A 504-nucleotide genomic window follows, 5' to 3' on the forward strand; every position below is an offset into this window, starting at 1 on the left:
GCTGACGACATGCTGGCGCGGATGGCCGAAGGAGCCCACGCATGAGCGCGCAGTCGTACGACGTGGACCTGGTCGTGGTCGGCGCCGGGCCCGCCGGGGTCGCCGCAGCGCTCATGGCCGCGAGCCTCCAGCTCCGGACCGTGGTCGTGGAGGCCGACCGGGTCGGCGGCGCGCTGAACTGCATCGGTGCGGTGGAAAATGTGTCCGGGGGCTGGTCGACCGGCAAGCAGCTCGCGGATGCGCTCGCGGCCGACCTGGTCCGKCTCCAAGAGGGCAAACGCTGCACTGTGGTCCGCGGCCGCGCCTCTGCGGTGCACGGCCACGACGATCGCGCCGAAGTCGTCCTCGAGGACGGCACGGTGTTGACGGCGGCCGCCGTCGTGATGGCCACCGGCGTGGAAACGCTGACACCGCACGGCGTCGAATGGGTCACGGTGTCGGAGGAGTTCACTGCGCCGCCGCTGTGGCGTGCTGCGCCGGACGACTTGGTCGGTCGGACGTATG

General features: G+C 71.6%; 1 protein-coding gene. It reads left to right on the top strand.

Translation table 11 applies throughout. The annotated features are described in order from the left end of the window. Nucleotides 1-41 precede the first annotated feature (41 nt). Nucleotides 42-504 (top strand): FAD-dependent oxidoreductase (locus tag AC1DSF_RS30705; protein ID WP_478184089.1); only part of this gene is annotated, 463 nt, incomplete at its 3' end.

Source organism: Variovorax sp. 01N429, assembly GCF_056399425.1.